This is a genomic window from Holospora obtusa F1 (assembly GCF_000469665.2).
GTDB lineage: Bacteria > Pseudomonadota > Alphaproteobacteria > Holosporales > Holosporaceae > Holospora > Holospora obtusa.
This window is the reverse complement of record NZ_AWTR02000083.1, coordinates 1-24,527: the sequence shown is the minus strand read 5'-3', so window position 1 is coordinate 24,527 and position 24,527 is coordinate 1. Positions and strand designations below refer to the sequence as shown.

Here is a 24,527-nt window from a genome sequence, read left to right as displayed (position 1 = left end):
TAAAAAACCATTTTTAGTCATCAAATTATGATAAATAATCTTTATAAATCCCGTCACTTGATCGAGATTTTTTTTGCTAAACTCAAGGCAGAACCGCGCCATTGCCACAGGCTATGATACAACGTCCTCAAACCTTTTTTCCATACGCTCTTTAGCTCCAAAGGGTAAAGCGGGTGTGGATGACTTTAAAATCACAAAACCTCTCTGAAAGATTACGCCAAAGAATTCCTCCACGGTAACGGTATAAAATAGCCTCAAAAAACAGAAGATTGTCCTTGGCTGTCACGCCCTTGATTTTTTCAGGTAAACTCTCCTCTCTCCGATCCCACTATCATCTTTCAACGCATAACGTTTTATTTAACACACATTTCCTTTGAATTTTCAAAAAATATCAAAAAAAGACAACTTAAGTGAGGATAGGCCCCAGTATTATAGCTAAATTTTGTGTATTTTACCATTGTGTTATTTTTTATTTATAATTCTCGTTATTTTACATAAACATTTTTACAGAATTCAATATTGACGCAACACGCCTAATATACGCTCATTTACTCTAAAATATACATGCTAGCGGCATTTCTCAATTTATTCTAAAAATTATATTGCATTAAGCATTTTTTTTTTGTAATATTTTGTTCCAGCTTGTATGGCAATAGGATAGAATTGTGTTAATTTTAGCAGATGGCTTTAATAAAAAGTATTATGAATCACTTAACGTTTTTTCAATAGCAAGTCTTATAGGATAGCAACATAAGGACCGGAGAGATGAAAATGAAAGTTTTGGTTATTGAAGATCATGAAGAAACTTCAAGTCTTATCAAAAATATTTTGGATGCACAATCTATTCTTGCAGATATTTGTGCAGAGGGAGAACCTGCTCTTCAAATTGCGCGGTTCTATCATTACGATGTTATTTTGGTAGATTTGTTGTTGCCTGATATTGACGGATATGAGCTTTTAAAAAAATTGAGAGAGTGCTCTCACGCTCCAGTGCTAATTTTGTCTGGGGAACAAGGAATCGATGCAAAAGTGCGAACGTTAGGGTTTGGTGCTGACGATTACTTAACGAAGCCGTTTATGGCAGAAGAGCTTGTAGCACGTATTAAAGCATTAGCGCGGCGCGCAGAAGGGCATGCGTGTTCAATTATACAAGTAGGGAAGTTGGAAATTAATCTTGACCATTGTTCTGTTACGTTTGATGGACATCCTGTTCGCTTAACAGGAACAGAATATAAGATTTTGGAATTATTAATGAAAAGAAAAGGAATCACTTTGGCAAAAACAAGTTTTTTAAACGCCATTTACAACGGCATGGATGAGCCTGAACTAAAAATTATCGATGTTTTTGTTTGTAAAATTCGTAAAAAATTAACAGACATTCACCCAAGTGGTGGAAACTATGTAGAAACAATTTGGGGGAGAGGGTACGTGTTGAGAGAACCAGAAGAAAGAGAAATAGAAACGCCGATCAAAAAAAGTGAAAAATCTGCATTTCTTTCCAGTGAATCTGCTTCAGTTCTAAATTTGAAAACTCCTTGAAAATAATTTCATTGTGGGGCTATATTTTACACTTTTGTATTGATAGAAAAGGTGGTACGATTCTTAAAATAGTGAATCCGTCTTTTAGGAGTCTTTGATGATACCGTTTTTTCCTTCTGTTTATACTCCGCTTTCAGTTGAAGATGTGTGTTGTCATCAATTTAGAAAAGAGCGAAGTAAAATTATTCCAGAAATTCTGAAACTTAAGCGTCAGCGCCATGTACAGCTGGGATCAGATTTAGGAGTTACGTTTGAACATAAAGTGTTAGTCTGGTTTCAAATTCAGGAAATGCTCTGGGCAGAAAATCGAACAGATGGAATAGAAGAAGAGATATTAATTTATAATCCTTTAATCCCACAATCAAATGTGATTACTATTACAGCTATGTGGGAATATTTAGATCCAAAGGTGCGCCATGATCAATTAAAAAAACTTTGGAATTTTGTGTCTTATTTGTATGTTTGCATTAATAATGAAAAATATTTTGCCAGTTTACTTCCCGAGGATACGTGGATTCCCGAAGGAGAAAAAGCATTAAGTGTAAATTTTTTGCGTTTCGTTATACCAAAAAATAGCCCTTTTCCGGATCATATTAGGATTGATCATCCCTGTTATTCTGCGTATGCTTGCATTCCTGAATCTGTGCGAGGTCAAGATTTTGTTTAGTTTTTTGTATTGTGAAAATCTTCTTTGAAAAAGTAAGCAAAAATTTTGCGTAGAGGGTGTTTTTTTAAATGAAACGTTAGGAAAATAGTTAGATTATTTTTTGGATCTTATTATTAACACAAAAAATTTTTTAAAAAAAATCAGATTTTGAGACCTAAGTGCACCAAAGTATTAACAGGTTTAAAAAAGTATCGAAATATTCTTGAAAAATTCAAAAAAATGGTCAACAATGGAAGATGAGTAACCGATGAGCGTTTGTCATATTGTTTAAGAGGATATTTATGAGCTCTTCATTTTTGATTTCTTTAAGTTCTGTTCGTTTATTGGTGCCTGAGATTCGTAAAGGAATGGTGTTGGGATCAATTTTTGGAATAGTTACGTTTTTTCCTTCTTTTCGTATGTCTTTGGCGCTGGGGTTGATTTTGTTAGCATTTGAAATGCTCACTTCTTTTAGTCGTGCTCAATATTGTGCATGGGTAGGAAAAATAGGCATGATGTGTGCTATTGCGCCTTATGGGGCTGAAATTTTATCGCAGTGGTATCGGACTCCTGAAAGCTTTGAGGTTTTTCCGGTAATTTTATTTTTTTCCGCGGTGTTGGGAAATGTTCTCGGTTCCATCGTGGCAAGATATACCGCTATGACAGGGCTTCCTCAATTAATGGCGTTATTTCATAGCTTAGTAGGCCTTGGAGCTTCTTGTATTAGCATGGTGTTGGCCCATGTTTATCTTAAAAATTTACAGTCGGTTTCTTTTTGTATTTTTTTTGAAATTCTTTTGGGGGGAATCATCGGTGCTATTACGTTTACGGGATCTCTTTTTGCAGTTCTAAGACTTCAAAATATTGTTACGCATACTCCATCTTTAAAAGTTTTTTTGAGTATGTGTTGTTTTGCAGTTTTTGGAACGTTAGGAAGCATTTTTTGGTTTTTAAATTATCCTTCTATGTGTGCTTTGACCATAAGTATGCTTGTTTCCAGTAGTTTTGGTATTTTAATGATTCTTCCTGTATCTGGTTCAGATATGCCACTTGTCGTATCTCTTTTAAATTCATGCTCAGGATGGGCGTGTGTTTCTTTAGGAATATATTCTAACAATCCGTTATTAATTATTGTAGGAGCCATTGTTGGCTTTTCCGGAGCTGTATTAACTGCCGTGATGTGCAAAGGTATGAATCGTTCCTTGGTAAGAGTGTTTACAGGGGGGTTTTGTAAAAAAAAGAAGGAGTCATCTTCTTCAGAAGATCGAGTGCAAGCGATTTCTGCTCAAGAGGCTGCTTTTTTTTTAAAATCTTCCGAGCGTGTAATGGTCATTCCTGGGTACGGTGCCGCTGTTGCTCAAGCACAAACGATTCTACAAGAATTGGTAATGTTATTAAAAGCCAATCAGTGTGAAGTTCATTACGGAATTCATCCTGTAGCAGGACGTATGCCTGGACATATGGATATTCTGCTTGCTCAAGCGAATGTTCCCTTAGAGGATATGCTGGAGATAGGAGAGGTAAATCGATATTTACCCGATACAGATATTGCTCTTATCGTTGGGGCAAACGACACGGTAAACCCTTTAGCGGAAGAAGATGCTTCATCTGAAATTTATGGAATGCCAATCTTTCAAGTGTATCGAGCAAAAAAAGTGCTCTTTATTAAGCGTTCTATGAAAGCAGGATATTCAGGTATAGGAAATCCATTATATCATCTTCCTCAAACGTACATGGTGTTTGGAGATGGGAAAAAAGTATGCGAAGACATTTTAAAAGCTTTTGCTCTGTTGTAAACAATATATTTAATTATAAAATTCCTTGGCATAGGTACGGAAGAACTTTGTGGGTAGTTTCTTCTATAAGTTGGATTTTGGTTTTTTTGTCTGCGTGTTTTTTTTTGATGATCTGTTTTTTTTATCTTCATGATCGTAAAGAAATTTTAGAAACATTTGTATTATGTGGTACGGGGTGTTTATTTTTTGGCGTTCTTGGAACGTTAGCATTTCCAGTTCCTCGCATCTCTTGTGTTACCCCTGAAACAAAAGCTTTGATGACTTTAATTTTTTGGGGGGTAGTGGCCATCATTGTCAGTGTTCCAATCTATGTTCATGTTCCAAATCAGGGATTTTCTTCTGCGTTATTTGAAGGGGTTTCCTGCTTAACGACTACTGGAGTTTCTTTAATTTCCTCCAATATTTTACTTCCTCCTATGATTGAATTTTGGTGTGTCTTTATTCAGTGGATAGGAGGAATTGGTATCGTACTTTTTAGTTTTTCTCTAATTCCCGCATTAAAATTAAATTCCAGTTTGATTTTATTAAGTGAATTTTCTCAAAATTTTGAAAAAACCACTCCAAGAACTCGTACGATGGCCTTACATATCATTTGTTTATACTTTGGACTGACGTTTTTCCTTGCAATGTTGCTATGGAGCAATAAAACATTACCATTTCGTACGTGTTTGCACTACAGTATGTCCTGTGTTTCAACTGGAGGAATTCAGGCAAGAAATGCCCCTATACTTATGCTTAATTTTTATGAAAAATTTGTGTTAATTATAGGAATGATATTGGGATCGATTCCTTTTATCGGGATGGTTCAAGGCATTTATCATTTCAAAAGTTTGCTTAAGAATGACCAAATTCGTGGATATTCTTTAGTGTGCGTTGCGAGTTTCTTTGTGATGTGTACAAATCGTTGCTTAACGTTTGACCATATATTTTACGCAGTATCTTGCATAACTTCTACAGGTTTTGTTTCTGCTCCTTCTTTAAATAGCTTTTCTTCATTGTGGTGTTTAGGATTGGTTATCTTAGGAGGATGTAGCGGTTCTAGTGCTGGAGGATTTAAAATTTTTCGTGTTCAACTTATGTATCGGATCAGTAAAAATAAAATTTTAAAAATATTGCGTCCAAAACGTTTTAGTATTTTGAAATACAATGAAAAAGCTATTCAACAAGAAGATGTAGTATTGCTTCTTACAAGTACGTTTATTTACGGTATAGTTGCAATAGGGGTGTCTTTATTATTCTCTGTTTTGGGGCATGCTCCAAAAATTTCTTGTTTAATTTCTTGTGGATTAATTACAAATTCTGGTGGAGAAATGCACTCTGTGGGTACTTATATTCAAAATTTTTCTTCTATAGAGCAATGGATTGGTATTTTTACCATGCTGTTAGGAAGATTAGAAGCAATTATCATTTTAGTTGTCAGCTCTTTGATTACCTTCAAGTAAACTTGTTTCCTACATATTTTAAGCGTATTGGATGCGTCATTAGAACTTATTTTTTATTGATTCCTTATTGGTGTTTAGTTCCAAATTTTTATGGTATAACTTATAAGGAACTAAACATTTATTTTTTTTAATCGCCGATACACAAAAATACTAGCATTAAATAGTTTTTCTATCTTTTGCTCATTTTTTATCTTCATTGACCTCAACATAAACCTTTAGCTTTTCTGGGGCTATTTTTCCCTTTCTTCCTAAGCGTGGGGGCTCTAATGGTCTCTGCCTTTTTGGTACCTAATCCATCAGCTACTTACGTTACTTCTTGGACATCGTGTCTTGATTGGTACCAAGCTTAATATATTCTATTACTCTCCCACTTAGATCTAAGCTGTATTGTTTCTTTGTCATAACATCTTCTTGTCCCGTTTTCAAGCTAATTTACTATAAAGATAGCTCCTTCTATATTCTCTTGGGTCTTAATCTTTCCGAGAAAAAGAGGGCTCAGGAAAAGTAAATTCGTCGCTCCACTCATCATTTGCTATTGACGATCTTTTTAACCGCCACTTGCTACAACTATTTGGATTGGCTATATGCTTTTTTTTGGCTGAACATCTCGTGACGACACTACCCAGCACAAAAGTTACGACTGATACTTAATATCAAAGTATACTGAATTTTATTAATTTCGAACTGAGATAGAATTTTGCACAAAAAGGGGACCAGTTTTTAGTGAATCTGGTTTATTAAAAGATGAACGTTCATCTGGGTATGTTTCCTGACCAATATGCTTAAAGTATTTTTTGTAAATATCCATCATGTTGTCATAAAATTTCTGAACGAACTCAGGACTAGTTTTGAAATTTTTAAGCTTCTTATATTCACTCAAAAAATCTTCAAAGCTTCTGGAATCATGAAGATTAAGTAATCTTTGATTTCTGGTCAATAAAGGAAGCACGTGTTGAACACGAACCCTAGGTTCTGGATGCTCCATTTGATCTTGTTGAGAAAAATTCATCCAAAAATTCCCAACTAAGTCTGATATTTCGAGTGCACATTCTTGATTCGTAGCAAACTTTCTGCCATTTTCTTTTTTAATTACGCTCGTTAATGTTTTGTCAATCGGATCGCACACAGCGTACAGATTCGAAATTAGGAATGAATATGTTATAAAAATATAAGATACATTTATTTTTTTTATCATTTTTTATACTGTTTTGTTTATTACATCATATAATATACATTCAATTAAATTAAATATTTATCTATTTGATGTTCTCTTAAATAAAAAATTTTTATGAAAATCCTAAAAAATGTATCTAATACCTATTTCCCTAAATTAATTTAGCTAAATAATTTACAGAGCATGTTTTTAAAATACTCTCAATGTTTAGTTCCGAACTCTTGTGGTGTAATTTAACAAAGAACGCAAGGAGAAAAATTTATGGGAAAATTTATTGTATACCAATGCCAAGACAACGCCAAGAATCAGAAAAGAAATACAAGAATCTAAAAAAAGCTCCCCAAAGAGGGAAAGTGTTGATCGAGTTACAAAAACGTCTATATAGAACTATATTTATCGATGACTGCTAATATATCTACAATGTTTTTAAGAAATATTATTGAGTATTTTTCATTTTAAATTACTAGGTCCTGTCCTCAAATAAGTCAAACGACAATTGAAGCCAAGTGAATGGCGCGATATTTTCTTAAGTTTAGCAAAAAATTTTCGATCAAGTGACGGAAAAAGATATTTATCATAATTTTAAGGCTAAAAAACAGTTCTTTTTAGGTGGAATCACGTTTATTTTTTTAAGTTTTCGCCGCCCCCTTTCATCGGAATCGTACGCTTATCGGAAAGCACCGCATCACCTTCCTCCCAATCATGGTATTGACCTTGTGTAAGGTTGAAAAATGCCGAATTTTCATGGAAGTCGCGTGGTGCATGATTGGTGCTCAGACCCCCAGCGAAGCATTCAATGACTTGATTATGCTTTTTTTAGAGACTGAGCTGTGTTGATGAGCTCACACAATAGTTGCATCGATCACCTCGCACTTATGATCAGCGTCCTGCGACAAAATTTCAAAGACCTTTTTTTATACGTTCTTTTGCTTCAACGGGTAAAGCGGGTGTGGATGGCTTTAAATCACCAAACTTTTCCGAAAAGACTACGCCAAGAAATTCCCTTAGGGAACGGTATAAAACAGTTTCAACAAACAAGATATCCTTCTGCCACATCCCCCTGATTTTCTAGGTAAACCATCCTTTATCCTACCTCACTGATCATCCCATAACGCATAATTGTTTAGTTCCACATTCTTATGGTATAACCTATAAGGCACTAAAGGAGGCTAATTTATGGAAAGTATACTGCACGGAAATGCCAAGACGACGCTTTGAGTCCGAAAAGAATACAAAACTCTGTGGAGAGCACCGCTAAACATAGCAAAGCGTCTGGCCCTTCAGTTTTGAAGTGGAAGAAAGCCGGTTGTGTTGAAGATAAATCCTCTGGACCTGAACAGCCAAAGCGTTTTATCTGCAACAGAAGCAAGAGATTGTGTGTGAATTCATGCGCGTTTCTAAGCTTTCTGCTTAATAATGTTTATAGTGCTTTGAAAGAAAAGATTCCCAATCTCATGAGCTCTAATCTGCATCGATGCCTCAAAAGACTAAATATCTTACCCAAAAAAAAGAGTCGGCTCCTGAAAAAAAGAAATGTATCCCTTTGGATTTATTCGTATTGACAGTACAGAAAGTCCGCACAGATCAAGGGAAATGCGTTTTTGTAGGCCATTGATCGGGCCACAAAATACGTTTATGTCGAGCTTCATTCAAAGAGGTCGGTTAACGAGTCAAGTACATTTTGAAAAATTTGATCGCCCATTGTTCTTTTAAAATAACGAAAATTTTCACAAACAATGGGGCGCAATTTACCTATGAACTGTTTGCGCAACACCTGAAGTCAAAAAACAAAACGCCCCCCTTTGATGTGATGTGCAAGGAGCATAATATTGAACACAGGCTTACCAACTTCAAGCATCCTTGGACTAATGGTCAGGTCGAAGTCAGTAACAGAATCCTCAAACACTACGCAACAAAAGCTTATTTTTACAAAAACCTCGATGGGCTGAAATTCCATATGATGACTTTTGTGCTTTACTATAATCATCAAAGAAAGCTGAAATCACTGAAATATCAGACCCATTTTGATATTATCATATTGAAATGTGAACGTAAGACGTCAAATTTTAATCATAATCCAAACCACATGTTGTTGGGACTAAACAATTACGGAATTAGAATCTGGGCAAATTGTAATAATGGATAATGCCGCATTTCATCAATCTTAAAGAACGAAAGAGTTGATCGAATCTGTTGATTGTCAACTCATCTTTTTACCACCATACTCACCCGATTTGAATTCAGTAGAAAAATTTTAGGCTCATATGAAAAGATGGGTTAAGAACCAAATTAACCAGTTTGATAAACTTTACGAGGCTATTTCCGCATTCTTTCAAATCCTATTTTCATGCTAAATTACTATATATAACGTTTTTTCACAAACCTTAAGTTGCAATAGCCCATTTTGCAGATTCCATTAATCTTTTAGTATACGCATGTTTAGGATAATTAAGAACATCCATAGCAAGACCTTGTTCTACAATATGTCCTGATTTTAGCACAATTACGTGATGACCAATGCTTTCCACAACTTTTAGGTCATGAGTAATGACAATGTATCCGATATGGATTTGTTTTTGTAATGCCACCAAAAGTTGAAGAATTTCTTTTTGAACTGTAACATCTAACGCAGAGGTGGGTTCATCTAGAATTAAAAGTTGAGGTTCTAACAATAAACTTCTTGCAATACAAATGCGTTGCCGTTGACCACCAGAAAGTTGATGTGGATACCGATATAAGATGTCTGAAGAAAGCTCGACTTGAGACAAAATCTTCTGAACTCTCTCAGTGCGCTCTTCTAAAGACCACAAATTATAATTTTTCATGCCTTCCATCAAGCTATCAGATACACACATTCGAGGATTTAAAGCTGAAAATAAATCTTGAAAAATCATTTGAAAGTGTCGACGCTCTTGACGAAGTTGCTTGGTTGAAAAAGAAGATAGTGCGTTATTTTGAAAGAGAACTTTACCGGAATAAGGAATTAATTGAGAAATTGCAAAAGCAAGCGTACTTTTTCCTGAACCACTTTCTCCCACAATGCTAACTGTTTGGCCAGCATGAACATCAAAATTAATATCATGCAAAATTTTATTATGTTTCAAGATGACTTCTAAATTACGTACCTGAAGCAAAACTTTTGATGTATTGATAGCCGGATGCGTTTCTTGAACCCATCGCTCTGGAATACTACTCCATAATTTTCGCGTATACGGATGAGAAGGCGCTAACAATATGTGCTGAGCCTTTCCTTGTTCAACCAAACTTCCTTCTTTGAGAATGCTGATAAAGTGTGCAATCCTGCTGACTAAGGGAAGATTGTGACTGATAAAAAGAATTGACATCCCCTCAATTTCTTGAATATGCTTTAAGCGCATTAAAAGCTCTTTTTGCAAAGTAACATCTAGAGCGGTGGTAGGTTCATCGGCAATCAATAATTTTGGCTTTGCGGCAAGCGCCATGGCAATCATTAAGCGCTGTTTTTGACCTCCGGAAAGTTGATGAGGGTATGCTCCCATTTTCTGTTCAGCATGAGAAAACCCGACTTTATCTAAAACATCAAACATTTCCGATTCTACATCGTCTTTATGTAAAAAATCTCGTTTTCGATGCAATAATAAAACTTCTTTAAGTGCTGTTTTTAGAGGTTTTAAAGGATTAAGCGCACTACTTGGTTCTTGAAAAATCATACTGATATATTTTCCTCTAATATCGTACATCTGATTTTCCGAACATAGTAATAAATTTTTTTCTTCAAATAAAATTTTTCCTTCATAACTTGCGTACAGAGTTCCTGGAAGGAGTTTTAATATAGAAAGTCCTAGCATAGATTTTCCCGAACCGCTTTCTCCCACCAATGCTAGCGTTTTTCCAGAAGGAATTTCGAGATTGACATGGTGTAAAATTTTTTTTTGATATTTGGAAAGACCAGAGTAAAGCGTTAAAGAAAAATCTTGAATTGACAACAACGTACTCATGATGTTCGCCCTGGATCTAACGCATCTCTTAGCCCTTCCCCGGTTAATGTGACTAAAATAAGGATGATAGCCAACATGCACAAAGGATAAATTCCTAGCCAAGGCGCGTGTAGATTAGATTTTGCTTGCTGCAACAATTCTCCTAACGATGGTGTTCCCGCTTTTAATCCTACGCCCAAAAAATCTAAAGATGCAAGGGATGCGATTCCAGAATTGACCAGAAAAGGAAACTGAGCAATTCCTGTAGCCATAGCGTTAGGCAAAATATGACGCCACATCATACGAAAATCTGTAGCACCTAAAACTTTTGCAGATAATACGTAAGGAAGCCCCCTGGCTTTCAAAAATTCTGCACGAATTGCAGCAGACACAGGACGCCAATTAAAAAGTGCCATCACAATTGCTAAAAATTCTAAAGAAGGCGTTAAAAAATTAGCAATAATCATTAGCATAAACAATACCGGTAAACCTGACCAGATTTCTACTAAACGCTGAGTATATAAGTCAAATTTTCCTCCCCAATATCCTTGTATCGCTCCAATAAATATTCCCAAAATCGTTCCAAATACAGCAACACACAACCCAAATGTGAGACATATACGCGTTCCGTAGACAAGCCTAGCTAACAAATCTCTTCCCTGCTCATCGGTTCCTAAGACGTGAAGAGCGCAAGGAGCACTTGGAACGGGATGATTGGATTCCGAAAGACGATAAGGGCTATGACGATATGGAGGCCAAATGACCCAAGCACGATGCTTTTTAACAAAAATGTTAAATTCTGATGTTAAGTAGTCCATCTCCAAATCTTCTCCCTTCATAAAATACGTTTCGGGATAATAACGTAAGATCGGAAAAAAAACTCCTGTATCGCATACGATCAGTAAGGGCTTGTCATTAGACCAAAACTCTACTGTGAATGTTATTCCTATCATGACAATAAGTAAACGCAGCGCCCAAAGTCCTCGCTTATGAGACTTAAATCGCATCCAAAATGTATTCACGATCGTTTACTTCCTTCAAAATGAATTCTTGGGTCAATCCAGGTATACAATAAATCGCTAAAAACATGTAAAATTAATCCTGTTAAAGTAAATAAGTAAAGAGATCCAAAAATAATAGGATAATCTCGGTTCCCAATTGCTTCATAACTCAACAACCCAATACCTTCTAAAGAAAAAATCATCTCTACTAGAAAAGCTCCTGAAAAAAGTACATGAAATAGAGTTAAAGGTAAGTGCGCCATCATAACGATCATCGCATTACGAAACACATGTTTAAACAAGATCGTACGAGATTTAAATCCAAAAGCTTTGGCTGCAACGACATAATGCTTAGAAAGCTCTTCCAAAAATGCATTTTTAGTTAAAAAAGTCAGAGCTGCAAAGCCCGTTAATACCTGCGCACTAACAGGTAATACCAAATGCCATATGTAGTCTTTAATTTTTTCCCAAAAAGACAGTTGATTCCAATCCCAAGAAAACAATCCCTGAATAGGAAAATAAGAGAAGAAGCTTCCTCCTGCAAAAAAAATCATTAAAAGTAATGCAAATAAAAACGTCGGAATCGCATAGCTAAGCATCATGATCAAACTCGTACAAAAATCAAAATAACTTCCATTGTGTACAGCTTTTTGAATACCCAACGGAATCGCTATACCGTACATAAATAGCATAGACCATATCCCCAAAGATAAAGAAACAGGTAAACTATTTAGTAATAAAGTAGTTACAGACTCATTACGAAAATAACTTTTTCCGAAATCAAAAGTTAAATATTGTTTAAGCATTGTATAAAAACGCTTCCAAAGAGGTTGATCTAAGCCAAATTTTTGCTTGAGTTCTTGAATGACTGAATCTTGCCCGAAATCTGTGACAGTACTCCCACATCCTTTATGTTCTTGAGCAGAAAGTTCCATGCGATGAAGCATTTGTTCGACAGGTCCTCCTGGAACTAAATGCACTATCAGGAAGTTTAGCAAAATAATACAAAATAAAGTGGGTATAACTAACAAAAAACGTTTTAATATATAAGGCAATGACCTAGACCCAAGATGTTTTACATACAAACATACGGCATTATCTCAAATTTTCTTGAAAAAATCTATCCTACAAAACCTTAAACTGCTCTTAGCGCTACTTTATACAAAAACATTCTTACCGACTGAAACAATCAAAGAAATTCATCTATAACTTCATATTTTTTTAGTTCAAATTTTTTGGTGAGGTAAAATTTTTCATTTCTGTTTAGAATTTGTATCTTTTTCTACAAAGACATCTAATTCTTGCCCCGTAAATAATGGTTTCGAATTAGAAATAATGTCATAATAAACATGAAGTACTCTAGAATCAATGCCAGAGTGTATTCCTGGTAAATTACGTTTAGGATAAATATAGGGGTCAATTCTGTGCAATCTTAAGGAAACTTTTTGAGGAGTAATTGATCTTGTTTTCCCTAGGGCTGTGACTGTAAGAGGAAGACATTCTGCGTACATTTCATCAAATTCCACACATACTGTTAACTTTGTTAAATCCCCCATGATTACGACTTCTTTTCCTGGTAAACTGTACTGTCCTTGATGTAAGTTGGAAGAAAGAATAGTGCCATCGGTAGGTGCTTTTATTAAATGGCGATCTTTTTCTAGTTTTGCTTGATACAAAAGATTTTCACATTCTTTTCGTTTGGCTGAAGCTTGCCTTGCGTTGTAGACATTTAAACGAGTTTCATGATCTGAAAAAACCTTTTTTTTATATAACTTTTCAGCAATTAAAGATTTTTCTTTTATTTTTTTTTCTTGAATCAAAGCATTTTCATAAACTGCTTGCAATGCGCCGATCCGTGCATCAATTTCCTCTTGATTTAAAGCACACAAAATTTGTCCTTTTTTTACACGTTGCCCTGGAACAACATAAATACTTTCTATGACACCTTTTTGTTGAAACGCAAGATGTAATACTTTTTCTTTCGGTTCAACAACTCCAATTCCTGAAATTCCGTGAAAATAAGGCTGTGGATTCATTTCTCCAGTATAAGAAACAGGAGCTTTCATAGAATGTATTGCTAAATAAAGCGCTCCTGAAAACCCTAAAGCGGCTATTATCGCTATATATTTTAGATTGACTTTAGATCGTCTCACAAAAAACTCCTAAAAAGAACTTGTGTTTTTACTAAGCAAACTTTTGCTCTACCGTCTTTGATCGTAACAAATATTGACAAAAAAATACAGATAAAAAAATAATTTTTTTTATAAGAAAATAAATTTTATAATATTTATATCATTTCTCGTTTGCATTTTTATTTTTGTTTCTTTTTTTGTTGAAAATAAAATATGTTATTTATCATTGCAAATTGGATTTCAACGAATTTTTGATAGTTTTGATGTTTAGATAGATTTATGTTAAAATACAACTATAGTGTCGTATTAAGGTCATCAGCAATGCATTGCAAGAACTGTACTTCCGAAAACTGCATAAGGAACGGTATAGTACGCAAGGGGTCAGAGCTATAAGTGCAAGAAATGAGGTTATACCTTTGTTGAAGGTGGCAAAAGAGGCAAAAGGGAAACGGCTATCAAAAAAACCTTATGCGTTATTTTATACTCTTTAGCTAAGGCATCTTTTAATATGATAGATAAAATTCTTGAACATTTTTTTTCTATTATGTACAGGTGGGTGGTGGCAGAGATGGAAAAAATATAAGGATCATCGGGTTCAAGTCACATTCAAGCAATGAAATTTGATGAAATGTGGTATTTTTTCCAAAAAAAGTCAAAAACTTTGAATTATCAAAGCCGTTGATCGTAGCACACGGAGAACTTTACAGGGAATCGTGATGCTGCAACATTCACACGACTTTACGAAAAAGTCAAACATCTGAAAAATTGCTCATTTTATACTAATGACTGGGATGCTTTCTCTAAAGTTTTACAAAAAAACCGCCATAATATTGGAAAATCAGGCACTGTATACATATAATAGCAATACAAGACATCACCTAGGACGCGACGAGACGTACTAAAGTCCTTTCCAAGAAGGAATTTTATGGTGTACAGATCAATCAAGCTTTGGTGTGCGCTTACGACATCAGAAATTTTTAATCACTATCAAAAAACACTGCTATCTATCTTTAGGTGAAAGCTCTCGAATTTTTTTATACAAAAAATAGTTTGTGTATACGCAACGTTCAAATAGTATGAAAATAATTATAAGTAAAATATGAAAAATTTTATACTGTTTGTGCTGTGCTTAATTTAGTATTGAGTTTTTACGATGTTAAGATATATGGAGTGCGACAGTCCGGTTACACATACTTTTTTTGTTCACTCATCTAAAATTTCGATTGATCACTAACGCATTTTTACGAGATTTTAAAAATTTTCAATCAAATCCTAACAAATTTTTCATCAATGATATTTAGGCTTGAAAAAAAAACATTTTTTTTTTATAATCAAGAAATTATACCAGTAAAGCGAGGTTTCTAAGAAAAAAGATGCTATGCATTTTTTTTCTTTTTATTTGATATGAATAGAGAATCAATTTGGAGCGCCTTGAATCCTTATCTAGAAGACTTAGGGTACAGTTTAGTACAAATCATTCTGCAAATTAAAAAAGAGCCAGATCTGTGCATCATGATTGAGCATAAGAAAACCTTAGGATTGTCTTTATATGAATGCGAAAAACTTTCTTCAGGAATTCAACAGCTTCTAAAAGAAAAAAAGCTTTTAACTGATGAGCAAATTTTAGAGATCAGTTCTCCAGGGGTAGAGCGTCCTCTGGTAACTCCAGATCATTATCGCAGATATATTGGGTCCCGTATTTTGTTAGGAATACAAGGAAACAAAGGACAGAAATATGAGGGGATACTGCAAAATGTATTAGGAAGTGGAATTGTTTTGGCGTTAGATCAAGACGGTATACTTTCTATAGAATGGTCTTCCATTAGATTTTGTAAACTTGTGCACAAATTTGAAACTGAGAAGGAGACAAAAGGATGAGCATACAAAACATTGGTCCGATGCTATTGAAAGAAATTGAGGGATTAGCAAAAGAAAAATTTTTAGATAAAAAAGCGTTATTAGTAGTTTTTGAGTTAGCATTTTCTAAGATATATTTAAAGCATTATGGGTCTAAAAATGATATTAGGGTTTCAATTCATCCAGAAACTGGAAATATTCAACTTGCGCGACACCGTTTGATTACGGATGAAGTATCGTGTCCTTTTAAAGAGATTAATTCAAAAGATATTTTTTCAAATACTAAAGGAAAAGTTATTAATGGAGAGTGGGTAGAATATTTACCTTTATTAGAATTTTCTCGCTCTGAAGTAACGAGTATTTTAAAAACGTTACAACATGAAACTCAAGAAATGGAACGTAAAGCTCAGTACGAAGAGTTTAAATCTCGAGTAGGGGAAATGGTCAGTGTGACCGTTAAGCGCGTTGAAGGTCGTAATATAGTTGTAGATCTTGGACGCGCGGAAGGAATGATTTTGCGAAGCGATCTTTTAAAATGGGAAAATTATAGTATTAATGATCGATTAAAAGCTTATATATATGCAGTGCGTCGAGAAGTTCGTGGACCACAAATTTTTCTTTCCCGAACGCATTCTGGATTTTTGCACGAATTGTTTATTAGAGAAGTAGACGAAATCGCGCAAGGTTTAATTGAAATCAAAGGAATCGTTAGAGAGCCTGGGAGTAGAGCTAAAGTTGCGGTTTTTTCCCATAATTTTACAAGTAAAGGAAGAAATTTTTCTCCCGTTGGAACATGCGTTGGAGTTCGTGGAAACCGCGTTAAGGCTATTCAAGAAGAGCTCAAAGGAGAGCAAATTGATGTGGTATTGTGGTCTGCAGAAACACCAGAATTTATTGTTAACGCATTGTCTTCTGTAGAAGTTCTTAAAGTGGTGGTAGAAAAAGGAAGCAACCAATACACTGTTGTTGTGCCTGATGGGCAAAAAAATCTTGCAATTGGACGAGAAGGACAAAATGTTTCTTTGGTATGTAAATTAACTGGAGCAAATATTAATATCATGAGCGCTTCTGAAGAACAGAAAAAACGTTCTCAAGATCTTCAAGAGCGTATCAATCTTTTTGTTCAGCGCTTAGATTTGGACGAATTTTTAGCTCATTTTTTAGTTCTTCAAGGGTTTGAATCTTTGCATGACATTGCTTCCACTTCTCAAGAAGAGCTGATGCAGTTAGAAGGGTTTACTTTAGAAATTGCACAAGAATTGAGATCTCGAACGTTAGAAGCCTTAGAGGAAGAAGAAAAAAATTATAAAAATAAGTTTATTGAACTTCAAGGAGATCCTAAATTGATGGATCTGTGTACGCCTTATATGTTAGAATCCTTGATTTCTCATAAAATTTTAACATTAAAAGATTTTTCTGAACTCAGTCTAGGAGAGCTGGAGGATTATTTAAAAGGAGTGCGTCATGGTGTAAGCACTCAAGTATTGGGTGAGCTTATTATGCGCGCACGAATGTTATGTTCTCAGGACCAGAATTCTCTTTCTTAAAAAGTGCTCTCTTTTGTTTTGAATATATGATAGAAGTTAGCATTAGGTGTTGTAAATCTTTTTTTATTATTTTTTTATTACAATATTTATGTTAACCTTAAAAATTTAAAACAATGAGCAATATTTTAAAATTAAGAAATTTTTTTTTACCCGTAGCATTGATGTGTTTTTTTAATTATGGTAAATGTTTAGCAAAGGAAGGACAAGAAGATTTTGTACAATATTCTGGGGTGGTAAAATTAGTTTTGCAAGAAATTATTCTAAAAGATCTTGACAAAATTAAAGTAGATCTAAAATCTAGTTCTCCTGAAGAGGCTCGATCTATTGAAAAAATTCAAAAAATTCTAAATATGCTTATTTTGGAGAAAGGAGCAACAAAAATAGATCAAAAAAATATTAAAGAAATACAAGGATTTATTAGTGTTTTTAATAAAGAAAACCGTATAAATTCAGAAATTCAAAAGAAACACTCGCAGCTGAAGGACGATGCAGAATCTTTAATTGATAAGCGTACAGGTGTAGAGGAAGGTATGAGAATATTCATTAATGACGAGTTACAAAAACAAGTTGACAGCGTGCAACAAAGAATAGCAAAAAGAAGGCTGAAGGCCTCTGGTATCAGAACAAATATAAATCAGTCAGGAAGTATAAATCAGTCAAAACGTACAGATCTGTCAGAAAGTACACACCATTTAGAGGGTACGAGTTAAGTACATGTTTAGTTCCACATTCTTTGTGGTATAACCTATAAAGAAGCTAAAGAAGGGTAATTTATGGGAAATATACTGCATAGAAATGCCAAGATGATGCTTCAAGTCCAAAAAGGAATGCAAAAAAAACTCTGTGGAGAGCGCCGCAGAAATAGCAAAGCGTCTGGCCCTTCACTATTAAAACTGTTTTGAAGAGGAAGAAAGCCGGTTGTGTTCAAGATAAATGCTCTGGCCCTGCACAGCCAAAGCATTTTATTTGCAACAGAAGCAAGAGATTGTGTGTGAATTTAGGCGCGTTTTTAAGCTTACGCTTGATGATGTTTATAGTGCTTTGAAGGAAAAGATTCCCAATCTCATGAGCTCCTAATCTGCATTGATGCCTTAAAAAAATGGTCTAAATGTCTTACCCAAAAAAGAGTCGGCTCCTGAAAAAAAGAAATGTATCCCTTTGGATTTGTTCATATTTATAGTACAGAAGTTCTCACAAATCAAGGGAAAAGCTACCTTTTTGTAAGCCATTGATCGGGCCACAAAGTACGTTTATGTCGAACTGAATTCAAAGATGTCGATTAACGAGTCAAGTGCATTTTTGAAAAATCTGATCGCCCATTGTTCTTTTAAAATAACGAAAATTTTCACAGACAATGGGGCGAAAATTATCTATGAACTGCTTGCACGACACCTAAGGCCAAAAAACAAAATGCACCGCCTTTAATGTGATGTGAAAGGAGCATAACATTGAACACAGGTTCACCAAATTCAAGCATCCTTGGACCAACGGTCAGGTCGAAGTCACCAATAGCCCCCTCAAACAACGCGCAACAAAAGCTTATTTTTACAAAGACCTCGATGAGCTAAAGCGTCATATGATGACTTGTGTGCTTTACTATAATCATCAAATAAAGCTGAAATCACTGAAGTATCGGCCCTCTTTTGATATTATCATGTTAGAATTTGAACGTAACACGTCAAATTTTAATCATAATCCAAACCACATGTTGTTGGGACTGAATAGTTGTATTGTTCCGCTAACATGGATTTGTCAATATATCAGTTTTTACATGTTGTGTGATTCTTTCCCGATATCCTAGAAGGAGAAAACTCTTTTGAGAGAATACACAGCGATTTACGCAGGGGGGTAATGATCATGCTGATTTCATGATATTTTTTCTAAAATGACTTTAAGTTCATGATTGTTTTTGAAATATTTAACTAAAACAACGCATACTTTGTCTCTAATTCATAAGGAAAAACAAAAATGTACGCAGACTCTTTTAGAAAAACGTCAGTATTGAAATCTTCTTACTCATCTAACTGCAATCCAGGAAACACATTTTGCATTTTTTGCACCAAAGGATGTTTCATTAATTGCTCGGTTTGCTGAGCTTTGTTTTGTAATTCTTGCTGTTCCCAACTTATCACAGAATCTTCAGAAGGATGAATGTGTACAATGATTTTTTTTCCAGCCCAAGAAGATGCTGCTTCAGAAACACGAGCAATCCAGTGCGTTTCCGGAGGATGTTCACACAACCAATACAAATAAAGAGAGTTTTCACTTCCTTTGCAAAAATTTGTTTGCTTCATCAATTGTGCACTTAAAAGATCTTCTTTTTTTTGACCTAAAAAATACAAAAAATTACGAAAATCTTCACTACTTTCCATATTTCTAGGTTCAAAAGTTTTTTGTGAGTGCGATTGTTTAGCTCGAACTTCTTGATTGTGCTCGTGAGATTCATCAAGAGATTTTCCGCTCCATACATCCAAAATATGCTCTAAATTTGGAAGACTCTTCATATGAGCCATACGAATTAAGAGCATTTCCAACGAAATGAACGGAAACATACTTTTTTCTAATTCTTCAAATCCTTGAATAATGCACTGCCACAACGCAGTGGTATCAGAAATTCCAAAATAATCTGTTAAAGAGTCCCAATTTTCTTGGGATTTTTTTTGTACAGAAAATTGCTCTAATACGATGCAATATAATCCTTGAGCAATTTGCTCTAACAAACGTTTTGGATCTATTCCTGCATAATACAACTGTTTCACATGTTTTAATAAAGCTGGAATATCCTGCTTTCCTAAAAGAAGTAGTGTTTCATACACTTGGGAATACTGAGGAAGCCCTAACATATTTCTGATCACAGATTCATCTAATTCTTTGCCTGCCAGAAGAATTGAGCGTTCTAATAGCGAAAACGCATCTCTTACACTTCCCTCTGAATGTTGTACTAACAAATCGTATACAGGATCTTGACATACAATGTCTTCCTTTAAACAAATTGATTTTAGATAATTTTTTAATTCCCTATCTTCTAATCGTTTCAAATGAAATTGCTGACATCGAGAAACAATCGTTTTTGGAATTTTATGAGCCTCGGTAGTCGCAAAAACAAAACTGACGTGCAAAGGAGGTTCTTCTAACGTTTTAAGCAGTGCATTAAAAGCGCTTTTAGAAAGCATATGAACTTCATCAATAATGTAAACGCGATAAAACGCTCCACTTAATGAACGATAGTGGCAACTTTCTAATAATCCACGAATATCGTCTACTCCTGTGTGGCTAGCAGCGTCTATTTCTTGAATATCCAAATGTGTATCTAAAGAGCAACTTTGGCAAGAAGTACATAAACCACAAGGCTCTAAAGGGGTAATACTTCGTTGACGTACAAGTTCATGACAGGTTAACGTTTTTGCAATAAGCCGAGCCAAAGTTGTTTTTCCAATTCCTCGAGTGCCCGTGAGTAAGATCCCTCCCGGAATTTTAGGTTGACTTAACGCGTTCTGGATCATTTCCACAAACGGACACTGACCTACAACCTCTTTAAAAAAGTTTGGACGATATTTTCGTGCTAATACACGATAATGAGATAATTCTTGCGCAGACAACGGGTTATACATTCCTCATGATACATTACCATAGCGCCGATGACGTTGATAATATGTTGATATGGCTTGTACGAAATGCTCTTTTGTAAAATCTGGCCAATACGTTTCTAAAAACAAGAGCTCAGCATAGCTTAACTGCCATAATAAATAATTACTTAACCGAACTTCTCCCCCTGTACGAATCAAAAGATCTGGATCTGGCCAAGGATCTGTCTCCAAAACCTTTGAAAACGCCTCACAGGTAATGTCATCGACTTCTATCTCTTGTCTGGTGCACTGTTCAGCAAGCACCTTAACAGCTCTTACGATCTCTAAACGTGAACCATAGTTCATAGCAATTTGAAACCCCAGCTGCTTATTATGTGCGGTCAAGTCTTGCGCCCATTGAATAAGCTCTTGGAGACAAGTAGAGAATCGTGTTTTATCTCCCAAAATGCGCAAACATACGCCTTCCTCGTGAAGACGATATGTTTCATTTTTTAAATAATCTTGAAATATATCAAAAATCGTACCAACCTCAGACGCAGGACGCTTCCAATTTTCTGTAGAAAACCCGTATACGGTTAAATACCTTACAGAATTTTCTATGGCTGCTATCGCGATACTTCGCAGAGTTTCAGCGCCTTTTATATGCCCCACAGATCGATCTAACCCTTGTGCTTCTGCCCAGCGACCATTGCCGTCCATAATAATGGCAATATGCAAATCTGATTTCAATGATATTTTGCGTCATACTAAAAACTACACACTATTCTAGAGAATTTTTAGGAAAAAAGGAATACCTTAATTTATGTATTATTTTAAAACTTCTGAAAAATAACCTGCTTTTTAGAAAAAATATAATTTTTTATCAAAATACACACAAATATTTTTAAAACTTATTATTTAAAAACAAATAAAGATTATTTAAAAAATTTTATTCATTAATATTTTTTACGTTTTTATTACGTTTGGCGCTTTTATTTTTTACTTGCGTTAATTTTTTTTTAATGATACAGTATTTTTCGCAATACATTTTAACTTTTTTAAACTTAAAATGAAAAAATTTTTTTATATTTTATTTTTTTTTCTAAAAGGAACCTCGTTTGCAGGAAATCTTATCATCGCAAATTCTACTCAAACGTTTAATGTAATAGCAGCTTATCTCGCGTTTGAAGATAAAATTTTTCAAAAAAAGCATCTTTCAGAGAGTTTAATTTTTCAAAATCATGCAATTAAAGAAAACATTGATCACAGCCAAGGATGGTGCAATGGATACAGTTTGATGTGGTTAATTAATTCGTGCTTATTTCAAAACAAAAAATTCTGTGAGTTTAAAAAAATAATCGAAAAAATTTCAAAAAATTATGAATCCATTGTAAGAAGTTTGATTGCAGAAAAAAAACCAAGCAAAAAACTAATCAAAACGCTTGTGCTTTCTCCAAAAAAATCACAACTTTTTCATGAAATGCTCTCAAAAACACGACTTCTTTCTGAATTTCAAGAGGTAAGTGCTGAAAATGGAGTTTTTGCTGAGCTAAAAAATTCGTTATATCAAGGGTTAAAGAACTCAAAAAAAAGAGAAGATAAAACAATAGAAAGCCTTTATCGTGAAGTGTCTGATGCTTTAAAAAATCATCAACTCACTTCTCGTTTAGCTGTTAATTTTGTGATACCCACTCATCAAGAACAGAATCAAAATTACAAAAATTATCTAAAATGGGAAGAAAAAAATAATTTTTGTACATTTAGTAAAACATTTCTCAATACGCATATTTCACAAGACACAACGTTTTCCTCAAATATTTTGGATATTTTTCATAAATTTATTTCTAGAGAAGGGTTTTTACTCAGTAAACAAGGATATTTACTTGAAAACTCTAATTATTCTGATTATAGAGATTCTTTTTCATTTACATCAGACAGATACTCACTATTAGATTGTGATCTTTTTATTTCTCCCATTTCTTTAAATTTTACAAACGCTAAGTTTACCCCAGAAGACTTAAAACAACATTTAGAGGATGCCTTTTCAGATACAGGGAAAATTTTTATAAACTTTTTTTCAATCCACAAAATCGACGAAAAAAAAACAACATCCCATGCAACTGCAATTTATCGCAATGATTTAGGAGAAATTTGGCGCTATGATCCCAACGAAGAATCACCTAAATCCTTTGAAAATATAGACCAGCTGGTAGAAGAAATAAAAAAACTAAAAACTGATTATTATGGAGGAAGCCGTATTTACGATACAAAAGCGCTGGGATATTCGTTAAAAGATTTTGAAACTTTAAATGTACAAAAACGAGATGAATCTGAAGTTGATTATCCAAAATTATCTGCGATTTTTAAAGATCTTAATCCAGGAGAAATGTTTGATTGTTTCTTGTTGCATCACTCGCTAACATTTAGAGTTATGCGACACACTGAGAATCGCTATGCGTTCAAAATAGGTGTCGTGGATTCTTTTTCCGGAATATTGACCAATTATCTTTATACGATATATGTAAAGAGCTTTCGAGAATTTTTAACTAAACTCAAAACACAGTGGGACACTACATGTACACATCATTCCGTATTAAAAACAAAAATTTCCAAAGCTGAATGTGATTTTTATTACGCAAAAGACGCCCCTTGCTATGTGCTAAGCTCTAAATACCATTACAGTGACCAAAAATCGTTTATTTTTTCTCATCGTGGAAATTTGCCTGTTTATCAAAATTTAACTGAGACATAAGTTAAATGAATAAAAAGCAACAAACGCGATAACTCCCTCTTCTTTGGAGCTGTTCAACGGTTTGGAAGTAAGCACGGAAACGTTGATCCGAAGAATTTTTTAAAAAAAGAGGCACCTAAACGTATGTACACAGAAAAAATAAATTTTTGTTTCTTCTGTGTTTGTGTTAAGTTTATTTTTTTATGTACTTGTTTAGTTCCGAACTCTTATGGTGTAATCTAACAAAGAACGCAAAGGAAGAAATTTATGGGAAAATTTATTGTATACTAATGCCAAGACGACACCAAGAATCAGAAAAGAAATACAAGAATCTAAAGAGAACGCCCAAAAAAGAAAAAGTGTTGATCGGGTTACAAAAATGTCTATATAGAACTGTGTTCAGTCCCAACAACATGTGGTTAGGTTTTGATTAAAACTTTTTACGTTCAAATTCTAACATGATAATATCAAAATGGGGCTGATATTTCAATGATTTCAGCTTTCTTTGATGATTACAGTAAAGCACAAAATCATCATATGTCACTTCAGCTCATCGAGGTCTTTGTCAAAATAAACCTGTGTTGTGTAGTGTTTGAGGATTCTGTTGATGATTTCGACCTGAGCGTTGGTTCGAGGATGCTTGAATTTGGTAAATCTGTGTTCAATGTTATGCTTTTTACATATCACATCAAAGGCGGTGCGTTTTTGGCCTCAGGTATTGTGCAAGAAGTCCATAGATAAATTGCGCCCCCATTGTTTGTGAAAATTTTCGTTATTTTAAAAGGACAATGGGCGATCAAATTTTTCAAAATGCACTTAACTCGTTAACCGACATCTTTGAATGGAGCTCGACATAAACGTACTTTGTGGCCCGATCAATGGCCATAAAAAGGTCGCATTTCCCTTGATCTGTGAGGACCCTCTGTACTGTCAATACGAACAAATCCAAGGGGATAAATTTACTTTTTTTCAGGAGCATACTCTTTTTTTTGGGTAAGATATTTAGTTTTTTGAGGCATCGATACAGATTAGAGCCCATGAGATTGGGAATCTTCTCTTTCAAAGCACTATAAACATTATTTACTGATGTTACGCAGCAATAGTTGATTTTTGCTTGAAATAATCATATTTTTCGTCCGT

The 24,527-nt window shown here is 34.5% G+C and carries 21 protein-coding genes and 1 pseudogene; 13 read left to right on the top strand and 9 right to left on the bottom strand.

What is annotated here, in order from left to right; all coding sequences use genetic code 11:
* Positions 1-151: 151 nt before the first annotated feature.
* The gene (locus P618_RS09520; RefSeq protein WP_162147092.1) at positions 152-286 is read right to left on the bottom strand and encodes a transposase; all 135 of its coding nucleotides are present in this window, start codon (positions 284-286) and stop codon (positions 152-154) included.
* A gap of 485 nt (positions 287-771) precedes the next feature.
* On the opposite strand from P618_RS09520, the gene P618_RS05125 reads away from it, so the two are divergent.
* The 4 genes from P618_RS05125 (at position 772) to P618_RS05110 (ending at position 5,423) form a co-directional block, all read left to right on the top strand.
* Complete coding sequence (locus P618_RS05125; protein WP_024161245.1) at positions 772-1,539, top strand: response regulator transcription factor; 768 nt, start codon at positions 772-774, stop codon at positions 1,537-1,539.
* Positions 1,540-1,636: 97 nt separating this feature from the next.
* The gene (locus tag P618_RS06150) at positions 1,637-2,206 is read left to right on the top strand and encodes a DUF3501 family protein (protein WP_021827550.1); all 570 of its coding nucleotides are present in this window, start codon (positions 1,637-1,639) and stop codon (positions 2,204-2,206) included.
* Positions 2,207-2,487: 281 nt separating this feature from the next.
* The gene (locus P618_RS05115; protein ID WP_021827549.1) at positions 2,488-3,981 is read left to right on the top strand and encodes an NAD(P)(+) transhydrogenase (Re/Si-specific) subunit beta; all 1,494 of its coding nucleotides are present in this window, start codon (positions 2,488-2,490) and stop codon (positions 3,979-3,981) included.
* 257 nt (positions 3,982-4,238) lie between these two features.
* The gene (locus P618_RS05110) at positions 4,239-5,423 is read left to right on the top strand and encodes a potassium transporter TrkG (protein WP_420805331.1); all 1,185 of its coding nucleotides are present in this window, start codon (positions 4,239-4,241) and stop codon (positions 5,421-5,423) included.
* Positions 5,424-6,096: 673 nt separating this feature from the next.
* Here the strand turns inward: P618_RS05110 and P618_RS08065 are convergent.
* Positions 6,097-6,549, bottom strand: a complete 453-nt coding sequence (locus P618_RS08065) for a hypothetical protein (protein ID WP_162147091.1) — start codon at positions 6,547-6,549, stop codon at positions 6,097-6,099.
* A 1,858-nt stretch (positions 6,550-8,407) separates the two neighbouring features.
* Here P618_RS08065 and P618_RS09515 point away from each other — a divergent pair.
* Positions 8,408-8,743, top strand: a complete 336-nt coding sequence (locus tag P618_RS09515; RefSeq protein WP_420805332.1) for an integrase core domain-containing protein — start codon at positions 8,408-8,410, stop codon at positions 8,741-8,743.
* Positions 8,712-8,852: pseudogene (locus P618_RS08705) on the top strand (transposase); the annotation flags it as partial. The gene P618_RS09515 and the pseudogene P618_RS08705, both read left to right, overlap by 32 nt.
* Before the next feature lie 129 nt (positions 8,853-8,981).
* Here P618_RS08705 and nikE read toward each other — a convergent pair.
* The 4 genes from nikE to P618_RS05080 form a co-directional block, all read right to left on the bottom strand.
* On the bottom strand, positions 8,982-10,574 hold the full coding sequence (nikE, locus tag P618_RS05095; RefSeq protein ID WP_021827539.1) for a nickel ABC transporter ATP-binding protein NikE: 1,593 nt from the start codon (positions 10,572-10,574) through the stop codon (positions 8,982-8,984).
* Positions 10,571-11,575 carry an ABC transporter permease subunit gene (locus P618_RS05090; RefSeq protein WP_021827538.1) on the bottom strand — a complete coding sequence of 335 codons (1,005 nt, stop codon included), beginning with the start codon at positions 11,573-11,575 and terminating at the stop codon, positions 10,571-10,573. Before P618_RS05090 ends, nikE begins: the two co-directional genes overlap by 4 nt.
* Entirely contained in the window at positions 11,572-12,609 is a 1,038-nt protein-coding gene (locus tag P618_RS05085) for an ABC transporter permease subunit (RefSeq protein ID WP_040458541.1), read from the bottom strand. The genes P618_RS05090 and P618_RS05085 overlap by 4 nt, the downstream gene beginning before the upstream one ends.
* Before the next feature lie 198 nt (positions 12,610-12,807).
* A complete protein-coding gene (locus P618_RS05080) occupies positions 12,808-13,707 on the bottom strand; it encodes an efflux RND transporter periplasmic adaptor subunit (RefSeq protein ID WP_021827536.1) in 900 nt (299 codons plus the stop codon).
* A 1,383-nt stretch (positions 13,708-15,090) separates the two neighbouring features.
* Here P618_RS05080 and P618_RS05075 point away from each other — a divergent pair.
* The 4 genes from P618_RS05075 (at position 15,091) to P618_RS08880 (ending at position 17,992) form a co-directional block, all read left to right on the top strand.
* Positions 15,091-15,564 (top strand): ribosome maturation factor RimP, encoded by a 474-nt coding sequence (locus P618_RS05075; RefSeq protein ID WP_021827535.1) that lies wholly within the window; start codon positions 15,091-15,093, stop codon positions 15,562-15,564.
* Complete coding sequence (nusA, locus tag P618_RS05070) at positions 15,561-17,090, top strand: transcription termination factor NusA (RefSeq protein WP_021827534.1); 1,530 nt, start codon at positions 15,561-15,563, stop codon at positions 17,088-17,090. The genes P618_RS05075 and nusA overlap by 4 nt, the downstream gene beginning before the upstream one ends.
* 113 nt (positions 17,091-17,203) lie before the next feature.
* Entirely contained in the window at positions 17,204-17,800 is a 597-nt protein-coding gene (locus tag P618_RS05065; RefSeq protein WP_021827533.1) for a hypothetical protein, read from the top strand.
* Between the two features lie 63 nt (positions 17,801-17,863).
* Positions 17,864-17,992, top strand: a complete 129-nt coding sequence (locus P618_RS08880; protein ID WP_275574335.1) for a hypothetical protein — start codon at positions 17,864-17,866, stop codon at positions 17,990-17,992.
* 464 nt (positions 17,993-18,456) lie between these two features.
* Here P618_RS08880 and P618_RS08055 read toward each other — a convergent pair whose 3' ends face one another.
* The gene (locus tag P618_RS08055) at positions 18,457-18,615 is read right to left on the bottom strand and encodes a hypothetical protein (RefSeq protein WP_021827530.1); all 159 of its coding nucleotides are present in this window, start codon (positions 18,613-18,615) and stop codon (positions 18,457-18,459) included.
* On the opposite strand from P618_RS08055, the gene P618_RS09510 reads away from it, so the two are divergent.
* The gene (locus P618_RS09510) at positions 18,538-18,891 is read left to right on the top strand and encodes an integrase core domain-containing protein (protein WP_084024605.1); all 354 of its coding nucleotides are present in this window, start codon (positions 18,538-18,540) and stop codon (positions 18,889-18,891) included. The genes P618_RS08055 and P618_RS09510 overlap by 78 nt on opposite strands.
* 211 nt (positions 18,892-19,102) lie before the next feature.
* Here P618_RS09510 and dnaX read toward each other — a convergent pair whose 3' ends face one another.
* The gene (gene dnaX / locus P618_RS05060) at positions 19,103-20,701 is read right to left on the bottom strand and encodes a DNA polymerase III subunit gamma/tau (protein WP_024161240.1); all 1,599 of its coding nucleotides are present in this window, start codon (positions 20,699-20,701) and stop codon (positions 19,103-19,105) included.
* 3 nt (positions 20,702-20,704) lie between these two features.
* The gene (gene uppS / locus P618_RS05055; protein ID WP_040458540.1) at positions 20,705-21,406 is read right to left on the bottom strand and encodes a polyprenyl diphosphate synthase; all 702 of its coding nucleotides are present in this window, start codon (positions 21,404-21,406) and stop codon (positions 20,705-20,707) included.
* A gap of 319 nt (positions 21,407-21,725) precedes the next feature.
* Between uppS and P618_RS05050 the strand changes: the two genes are divergently transcribed.
* Both P618_RS05050 and P618_RS08050 read left to right on the top strand, forming a co-directional pair.
* The gene (locus tag P618_RS05050; RefSeq protein ID WP_021827525.1) at positions 21,726-23,408 is read left to right on the top strand and encodes a vWA domain-containing protein; all 1,683 of its coding nucleotides are present in this window, start codon (positions 21,726-21,728) and stop codon (positions 23,406-23,408) included.
* Positions 23,409-23,876: 468 nt separating this feature from the next.
* Positions 23,877-24,128 (top strand): hypothetical protein, encoded by a 252-nt coding sequence (locus P618_RS08050; RefSeq protein WP_021827524.1) that lies wholly within the window; start codon positions 23,877-23,879, stop codon positions 24,126-24,128.
* Positions 24,129-24,527: the final 399 nt, after the last annotated feature.